General features: G+C 70.1%; 7 protein-coding genes. 4 read left to right on the top strand and 3 right to left on the bottom strand.

What is annotated here, in order from left to right:
* The first annotated feature begins 598 nt into the window (after positions 1-598).
* Positions 599-2,062 (top strand): RtcB family protein, encoded by a 1,464-nt coding sequence (locus IRZ30_RS13135; RefSeq protein WP_294085812.1) that lies wholly within the window; start codon positions 599-601, stop codon positions 2,060-2,062.
* 40 nt (positions 2,063-2,102) lie between these two features.
* On the opposite strand, the gene IRZ30_RS13130 is transcribed toward IRZ30_RS13135, so the two are convergent.
* Genes IRZ30_RS13130 through IRZ30_RS13120 form a run of 3 tightly spaced genes read right to left on the bottom strand, consistent with a single transcriptional unit; the run spans position 2,103 to position 3,748 of the window.
* Complete coding sequence (locus IRZ30_RS13130) at positions 2,103-2,612, bottom strand: GNAT family N-acetyltransferase (RefSeq protein ID WP_294085810.1); 510 nt, start codon at positions 2,610-2,612, stop codon at positions 2,103-2,105.
* A gap of 36 nt (positions 2,613-2,648) precedes the next feature.
* Positions 2,649-2,939 (bottom strand): AzlD domain-containing protein, encoded by a 291-nt coding sequence (locus IRZ30_RS13125; RefSeq protein ID WP_012873684.1) that lies wholly within the window; start codon positions 2,937-2,939, stop codon positions 2,649-2,651.
* Complete coding sequence (locus IRZ30_RS13120) at positions 2,936-3,748, bottom strand: AzlC family ABC transporter permease (protein ID WP_294085798.1); 813 nt, start codon at positions 3,746-3,748, stop codon at positions 2,936-2,938. The genes IRZ30_RS13125 and IRZ30_RS13120 overlap by 4 nt, the downstream gene beginning before the upstream one ends.
* A 96-nt stretch (positions 3,749-3,844) precedes the next feature.
* Here IRZ30_RS13120 and IRZ30_RS13115 point away from each other — a divergent pair, with 96 nt between their 5' ends.
* From IRZ30_RS13115 to IRZ30_RS13105, 3 genes are all read left to right on the top strand, one after another.
* Entirely contained in the window at positions 3,845-4,663 is an 819-nt protein-coding gene (locus IRZ30_RS13115; RefSeq protein ID WP_294085796.1) for a helix-turn-helix domain-containing protein, read from the top strand.
* A 118-nt stretch (positions 4,664-4,781) separates the two neighbouring features.
* A complete protein-coding gene (locus IRZ30_RS13110) occupies positions 4,782-5,924 on the top strand; it encodes a lysylphosphatidylglycerol synthase transmembrane domain-containing protein (RefSeq protein WP_294085794.1) in 1,143 nt (380 codons plus the stop codon).
* Between the two features lie 58 nt (positions 5,925-5,982).
* Positions 5,983-8,433 (top strand): HAD-IC family P-type ATPase, encoded by a 2,451-nt coding sequence (locus IRZ30_RS13105; protein ID WP_294085792.1) that lies wholly within the window; start codon positions 5,983-5,985, stop codon positions 8,431-8,433.
* Positions 8,434-8,811 lie beyond the last annotated feature (378 nt).

Below are 8,811 nucleotides of genomic sequence, written 5' to 3'. Positions count from 1 at the left end.
ATGGTCTTCGACGAAATAAGTGGGGGTACGCCGTCGGCCCGTGCCCGGGGCTCAAGCCCGGGGCTGACAAGAAAAGCCGGCTGAAGCCGGCTGGGGGACGATTTGGAGTGCGGCGGCCCGAGCCGCCGCTTTGGTATGGCGCGGCATCAGCCGTGCCGGGGTTGGTTCCGGCGCAGTAGTTCAGATACAGCATGGATGGCATGAAAGATCCCAGGCAGTGGCGCGTGCCCGGGCGCCAACACCCACCGCCTTGACGTGAGTCCTGTTCCCGCAGCCGGCTTCAGCCGGCTTTCCCTGTCCGCCCGGGGCTTGAGCCCCGGGCACGCGCCACCGCGAGAGAACGTTCGCGCCACCCGCCCCGCTTTGTCAGACCAATTCACCAATTCGGGATGCATGAGGCAGGTGGCACGCCGCACGACGGGGGCAGGCGCTTTGGGTACACTAGCGATTGACGAACACCGATGGGACGGCCCGCCGGGGCGGAGATGACCCCGGCCCAGGCCCCGACGGGCTTCCCCAGACCCACTCCGTCCCCCAGCCCGCGCCATCGGTTGCTCAGCACATCCCACGACACGACAGGGGCGAGGAGGGATCCACCATGGCACAGCAACGTACGACACCACCGATCACTCGCATCGAGCGCTACGTGTACGAGATCCCGGCTCACGGTGACATGCGCGTTCCGGCGCGGATCTACGCCGATGAGGAGTTGATCGGGGAGCTGACGGCGCCCACGGCACAGGAGTGGAGCGCGCTGCAGCAACTCGTGAACGTCGCCAGCCTGCCCGGCATCCAGAAGGCGGCGTTGGCGATGGCCGACGTTCACCCCGGCTACGGCTTCCCGATCGGCGGCGTCGGTGCGTTCGACCCCAAGGAGGGGGTCATCAGCGTCGCCGGGGTCGGGTTCGACATCAACTGCGGCGTGCGCCTGCTCGCCACCGAGCTGACCCGCGTCGACCTGGAGGGCAAGGAGGACAAGATCGCCGATGCCCTCTTCCACGGCGTCCCGGCCGGGCTCGGCAGCACCGGGGAGTTGAAGCTCACCGAGAAGGAGATCGACCGGGTGCTGCGCGAGGGCGCGCACTACGCCGTCAACCTCGGCTACGGGACGCCGGCCGACCTGACCTACGTCGAGGAGCAGGGGCGGATGCCCGGCGCCGACCCGGACGCCGTGAGCCGCACGGCCAAGCAGCGGCAACTGAAGCAGGTCGGCACGCTCGGGTCGGGCAACCACTACGTCGAGGTGCAGGTGGTTGATGAGATCTACGATGAGGAAGCCGCCCGCGCCTTCGGCCTCGCGGTGGGGCAGGTCACGATCATGCTCCACACCGGCAGCCGCGCGCTCGGCCACCAGATCGGCACCGACTACCTGCCGTTCCTGGAACGGGCGGCCCGGAAGTACAACATCCCGATCCGCGATCGCGAACTGGTCTGCGCGCCGATCGAGAGCCCTGAGGGGCGGCAGTACTACGCCGCGGTCATGGCCGGGGCCAACACAGCCTTCGCCAACCGACAGGTGCTGACCCACCTGATCCGAGAGGCGCTCCACAAGGCGCTCGGCGTCGCGCCGGAGTCGATCCGGACCGTCTACGAGATCGCGCACAACACCGTCAAGTTCGAAGAGCACGAGGTGAACGGCCGGCGGACGCGGCTGCTGGTGCACCGCAAGGGCGCCACGCGGGCCTTCGGGCCGGGACGTTCCGAGATCCCGGAGCGCTACCGCTCGGTCGGCCAGCCGGTGCTGGTCGGGGGCACGATGGGCACTGCTAGCTACGTGCTGCGCGGCACCGAGAAGGGGATGCGCGACACCTTCGGCAGCGCGCTGCACGGCGCCGGGCGGGCCAAGTCGCGGACCAAGGCGAAGAAGGAGTACCCGGCGGACCGCGTGATCCGCCAGTTGAAGGAGCGCGGGATCACCGTGCGCGCCCACGGCCGCTCGTCGATCAGCGAGGAGGCGCCCGGCGCCTACAAGGACGTCGAGCAGGTGGTCGACATCATGGCCGGGGCTGGGATCATCGCGAAGGTCGCCCGGCTGCGGCCGGTCGTGACCATCAAGGGCTGAGCACGGGGACGGACCGGTCCGGGCGCCCCCTGCGCTGGCATCACTCTGCCAGGGTCAGGTCGTAGCGCTGCTCGGCCAGCATGACGCCCCAGGTCGGCTGCACCGGGGTCTCTTCGGTCAGCCGGAAACCGACGGATGTGTAGAGCCGGGCGGCGTCGGTCAGGACGTTCACCGTCCAGAGGTAGACCGAGCGGTAGCCCGCCGCGCGGCAGAAGGCGAGCGACTCGTTCAGCAGCCGTCTGCCGAGGCCCCGCCCGCGCGCGTCGGGGTGAACCAGGAACCAACGGAGCTGCGCCGCGCCGTCCTCGCGCCCGAGAATGCCGATCGAGCCGACCAGGCGCCCATCCCGCTCCGCCAGCCAGAGCCGGTCCTGCCCCGGCCGGTATAGGCGGCCGAACTCACCGAGCGACTCGGCGACGTAGGACTCAAAGGTGTGATCGAACCCGTACTCCTCGGCGTAGAGGACGCCGTGCAGCTCGGTCACCCGGCCCAGGTCGCCGGGGCGGAGGTCGTGACGCAGCGACACCTCTCGATCAAACGTCTCGACCATCGCGCGGCCCTCCTCGTCTGCACGGCCGCTGCCGCCTCAGATGAGGCGCAGCAGCCAGTAGATCGCCATCCCACTGAGGATACAGGCCCACATCCGGCGCGTTGCCCAGCCGACCAGTCCGGCACCGGCGACGGCCACCCAGGTCGTGGGGTCGTAACCCCGGCCGGAGAGCGTCGCGACGACCAACGCGCCCAGCAGGGCAACCGGCAAGAATCGCAGCGCCTGCTGCACGCCGGGCGGGACGGCGCGTTGCGGAAGCAGCAGCCCGCCCAGCCGCAGGGCGTACACCCCGGCGGCCATGGCGACGATGGACCACAGGTTGCTCATAGCCGGCCTCCCGTCCGACGCGACCACCACGCCCCCGCGGCGCTCCCGAGGCCGCCCGCGCCGAGCACCGCCACGCCGTTCGGGACGAGCGAGGACAGTAGCAGCATCGCGGCGGCCGCGACCAGCGCGGCGAGCAGCGCCGCGCGCCTGCGCAGTAGCGGGACGAGCACCGCAAGGAACGCGAGCGGGACGAGCAGGTCGAGCCCGGCCCGGCGCGGATCCGGCACGGCCTGCCCGGCCAGGATGCCGAGCGCGGTCCCGGTGTTCCAGGCGACGTACATGCTCACCCCGGCACCCAGCAGGATCGGCAACCGCAGGCGCCCCTGCCCGGCCGCGACCCCGAAGGCACCGTCGGTCAGGAACCAGGCGGTCACCAGGCGGGAAAGCCAGCCCATCCGGATCTGACTGGTGATCGCAAGCCCGAGCAGCGGCAGTTGGGCGTTGAACGCGATCGCGGTGCTGACAAGCACCAGGATCGGCGTGCCCGCATCGAGCAGCGACACGGCGCTGACCTGCGCCGCGGCCGAAAAGACGAGCAGGCTCATGAGCTGCGTCTCGCCCGGGGCGAGCCCGATGCTCCGCGCCGCGACGGCATAGGCGATGCCGGTTGGGATGGCTCCCACCCAGAGGGGCAGCATGCCGACGAAACCACGTACGAAGGCGGTCCACACCGGCTCGTGTGACATCCCGCGGTCGTGCTCGTCGATCAGCCCGGCGTGCTCTGCCATTGCCCGCTCCAATGCTTCCCTGCTGGTCAGCACCCCCACGATGGCCCGGATCTGGACCCGGCTCGGGGTGGTGCCATCCATCCGTGAAGCCACCCGTTACTTGCTATACTAGGCGCCCTGTAGCGGCGGGTCATCGTGATCGAAGTCGAATTGGGTGTGGAGCGAGGCATCCGGCACATGGACGTGCAACGGACAACCGGGACGCCGGGCGGACGCCGTCTACGCGCGCTTCGCGAGCGGGCCGGGAAGACACAACTCTGGGTCGAGGCCGAGGCCGAGCTGGGGACGGGCTACCTCCAGCGGATCGAGTCGGGTCGCGTCGCGCAGCCCGAGCGTGCCACGCTGGAGCGCATCCTAGCGGCGCTCGGTGCGCGGTACAGCGAGCGGCGCGAGGTGATGGAGCGCTTCGGCTATACCGTCCCCACTCCGCTGCCGGATGAGGACGACATCGCCTGGGCCTGTGCCGTCTCCCACGACGAGCTGCACGGTGTCCCCTTCCCGGCCTACGTCCTCGACTGCCGGTCCCGATTGCTTGCCTGGAACCGCTACGTCCCGCACCTCTTCGGGCTCTCGCCGCGCGATCCCCAGCTCGGCGGGTTGGCGCGCCGTCCGATCCTGGCCGCGTGGCTCGACCCGACCTCGCCGCTGCCACGGCTCGTTGTCGAGCCGGATGCCTTCTTCCCCGCGCTCATCCGCGCCTCCCGTGCTGAGACGGAGTTCATGCAGGGCGAGCCGTGGTACGCCGAGATGATGCGCGAGTTGCAGGAGTTGCCCCGCTTCCGCCACTACTGGGAGTTGGTTAAGCGGGAGCCCCAGACCGCGAGCGCGGCCCGGACACTGGTGCCGGTCCGTCTGGCTGTGCCAGGAGCCGGGACGCTATCGTTCCGGCTGGCCTCGGAGCGATTCATCCGCGATGCACGCTTCCGCCTGATCCACTTCATCCCCTTTGACGTGGCGACGATGCGCCAGTGCGAGGCGTGGGCCGCCGCGGAATAACCGCACCGGCCCCATCCCGACACAGAACGGACACGCCGCCCGGCACCGTCACACCCCGTGGCCCGATTTCAGCTAGGCGTAAAGAGGACGGCGTCGATCGGTGCCAGGAAGGATCACGATGCCGGGAGACCGCCACTCGCGTGCCGACAGCCCAACACCGGCCGGGGATCGCCCCACGCTCAGCCCGGCGCGACCGGGCGACATCGTCGAGAGCGCGAACGGCGAGGGCGTGGTCGCGCAGGCTGCGGGTCCGCGTCCTCCGGCGCGGAGCCAGGCGCTCCACAACGCGGTGCAGCGGTGGGGCCCCGTTATCTGGCTCGTGCTGCTCGGCGGGCTGATCGGCACCTTCATGGTCCACGAGCGGGAGCACATCGCCCAGCTCGGGACGGTGCTCGGCGGGGCGCGATTGCCGTGGGTTCTGGCGGCCGGTGTGCTGGAGGTGCTCTACCTCGTGCTGATCGGCAAGACCTACCAGGCAGTGCTGACGCGACTGGGCCAGGACATCGAGCTATGGCCGGTCCTCGAAGCCTACCTCCGCAGCCACGCCGTCGGCTCGGTCGTGCCCTTCAGCGGGCCGACGACGGCCGTGCTCTTCATCCGGTATCTCACCCGCGCTCGCGTGCCGGGTGCAGTTGCGCTGCTGGCCACCGGCCTCACCAGCCTGGTGGGGTATGCCTCGTTTGTCATCGTGTTGCCCCCGGCCCTGCTGGCACTCTGGTTGGAGCGGGAGTTGGCACAACGGGTGGTCGCCGCGGCGCTGCTGAGCGTCTTCCTCTTCGCCATCCTGACGGCCGCCATGTTCCTGGTGCTGCGCGGCCCGCCCCCGCCGGATTGGCTCACCCGGCGGATTCCGCGGTGGCTCCGCCGCTCCGTTGAGGAGATCCGCACCCGCCGGATCGGCGTGCGCGAGCTGCTGCGGCCCCTGGCGCTCGCGGTTGCGACCGACGTCGTCGGTGTCGCGATCCTCTACGCCGCGCTCGGCGCGGTCGGCCGGCCGGGCGCGGTTGTGGCGGCGCTCGTTTCCTATCAGCTCGAGATGCTCTTCAACGTCGTCGCCCCGTTCTTCCAGGGGGTCGGGCTGGTCGAGGTGTCCATGACGCTGGCGTTGGAGGCGATGCAGATCCCGCTCGCCACGGCGCTGGCGGCAACCCTGATCTATCGGCTGTGGGACCTCTGGGTGCCGATCCTTGCCGGGCTGGCGCTGGAGGCGCGCGGCCGCTGGCGCGAGGTGAACCGGAGGGAGGGTCGCCCGCCAGGATGATTGGGTATCATCGTGCGGGAATCGGTCCCGGGGTGATCAGCAGAAGGTGCAGCGCAGGATGACCGTGACCCAGCAGCGCGCCACGCCCATCGGGCGTCCGCTCGGCCTCAGCGAAGCTGAGGTCGCCAAGCGACGCGCGCAGGGTCTGACGAACGCTGTCCCCTTCGAAACCAGCCGCACCTACAAGCGGATCATCTTCGAGAACACCTTTACCTTTATCAATACCGCCCTCTTCGCGATCTGTATCGCGCTGGCCGCACTGGGCCTCTACGGCGACGCGGTGGTGACGGTCAGCCTGGTGATCGGCAACGTCGTCGTCGGCATCGTCCAGGAGACACGGGCGAAGCGAAAGCTCGACTCGATCGCACTCCTGATGCGGCCGACCGCGACCGTCATCCGCGAGGGCGAGGAGCGGACCGTCGACCCCAATGACATCGTGCTCGACGACATCCTCGTGGTCCGTCCGGGCGACCAGATCCTCGTCGATGGTGAAGTGCTCGACGAGAGCGGCCTGAGCGTCGATGAGTCGCTCCTGACCGGTGAATCGGACCTGATCCGCAAGCGGGTCGGCGACACCGTCCACTCCGGGTCCTTCTGCATGACCGGCAGCGGCATCTTCATCGCCCGCAAGGTGGGCACCGAGAGCATGGCGCAGCAGATCACGGCCGAGGCCCGGGCCTTCCGCGACGTTCGCACGCCACTCCAGCGCGAGATCCGCCTTGTGCTCCAGGTGATGCTGGTGCTGGTGGCCGCCCTCTCGATCCAGGTCGGGATCGCCTTCTATCAGTCGCCGGACGACCCGGGGTTGCGCGAGATCACCCAGGCGGCGGCCGTGCTGGTCAGCCTCGTCCCCCAGGGGCTCGTCTTCATGGTCACCGTCACCTACGCCATGGCGGCCGTGCGCATGGCGGGCAGCGGCGCGCTGATCCAGCGCATGAACGCCGTCGAGTCGACCAGCAACATCGACGTCCTCTGCCTGGACAAGACGGGAACGCTGACGACCAACACCCTGGTGCTGGATTCGCTGGAGCCGATTGGGGTCGACGAGGAACACCTGCGCACCCTCCTGGGCGACTACGCAGCCGCCACAACCGCCGGCAACCGGACGATCACCGCCATCGCCGCGGCCTGCCCGGGCCGGGAGCGGAAGGTCGTGGGGGAAATCCCGTTCTCGTCGTCGCGCAAGTGGAGCGCGCTCGCCTTCGACGATACCGAGGGGCGCGGGTTCTACGTGCTCGGGGCGCCGGAGATGATCCAGCCGGCGCTGCGCTCGGCCGACGGCCTCCAGCCGCGCGTCGACGCCTGGACCGAGCGCGGCCTGCGCGTCCTCCTCTTCGCCTACCGGCCCAACCCGGCGCCACTCCCGGACGGCAAGGAGGAGCCGTCGCTCCCACAGGGGCTGATCCCGATGGGGCTGGTCGCGCTGCGAGACGAACTGCGCCCTGAGGCGCAGGAGACCATCGAGCGCTTCCGCCAGGCAGGCATCACGCTGAAGATCATCTCGGGCGACAACCCGGACACCGTGGCCGCGCTGGCGCGCCAGGCGGGCTTCCCGGCCGGGATCCGGGCCGTCTCCGGCACCGTGCTCGGCGACCTGGACGAACAGGCGTTGATACCGGTCGTCGAGGAGGCGACCGTCTTCGGCCGCATCACCCCCCGCCAGAAGGAGCGGCTGGTGAGTGCGCTGCGCGCCCAGGGGCACTACGTGGCGATGACCGGCGATGGGGTGAACGACGTGCTGGCGCTGAAGCGGGCGGATCTCGCCATCGCCATGCGCAGCGGCAGCCAGGTGACCCGCAGCGTCGCCGACATCGTGTTGCTCAACGACTCCTTTGCCGCGCTGCCGAAGGCGTTCCTGGAGGGCCAGCGCATCCGCCGCGGCATGCGGGACATCATCCGCCTCTTCCTCGTGCGGACCCTCTACGTGGCCCTGATCATTTTCGGCACCTCCGTCGCCGGGGCCGCGTTCCCGATCACGCCCAAGCACAACTCGATCCTGGCACTGCTGACCGTCGGCATTCCCGTGTTCGCCCTGGCGGCCTGGGCCCGGCCGGGGAACACACCCCGGCGGCTCGTTCGCTCCGGGAGCCACTTCGTCTTCCCGGCCGCCGTCTCGATCGCCTGGGTCGCGTTCGTGGTCTACATGTTCTATCTCTCGCGCGGTGCCGAGGTGATCACCGCGCGCAGCGCGCTGACCACGATCACCATCCTCTGCGGCCTGATCCTGATCCCCTTCGCCCAGCCTCCCAACGACGCCTTCACCGGCGGAACCAGCCTCAACGGCGACTGGCGCCCCGCCATCCTGGCCGCGGCGTTGCTCGGCGTCTACGCTGGGGTGCTTGCCTGGCCGGTGGCGCGCGAGTTCTATGGTCTGGAAGTGCTCGGCTTCCTCGACTACGTGATCCTGGCCCACATCGCGATCGCCTGGGCCGTCATCCTCCGCTTCGCCTGGCGGCTCCACGTCCTCGACCGCCTCCGCGCCGCCTGGCGCCGCGTCCGCGGACGGTAGCGCCTTGCGCCGGCCGCGGAGCTTGCGGGCGTCCCGGTGGTGGGGATGTCCGCAGGGATGCGAGGGGTACCGCGCCGTGGTTGCGGTCCGGGCGGGTGGTGAGACGATTCTCGCGCGGTGGCACGTGCCCGGGGCTCAAGCCCCGGGCTGACAAGGAAAGCCGGCTGAAGCCGGCTGAGGGGACGCAGGGTCGGCGCCTCGGCACGATGGACCCCGTCGCCCGGCGCGTGCCCGGGGTTATTGGAGTTTGACGAATTACCGTGGTACATGTACCGGTCACCGTCGTCTCGTCCTTGTCATCCTGAGCGGAGCCGGGCCGCGCGGGGCGCCGCGCGGGCGCGCCCGCCCCGCCCCCCGCCGGCCCGCCGGCGGGGCCCC

This window comes from Sphaerobacter sp. (assembly GCF_019683595.1).
In the GTDB taxonomy this organism is placed as follows: Bacteria; Chloroflexota; Chloroflexia; order Thermomicrobiales; family Thermomicrobiaceae; genus Sphaerobacter.
This window is presented reverse-complemented; position numbering and strand designations above follow the sequence as displayed.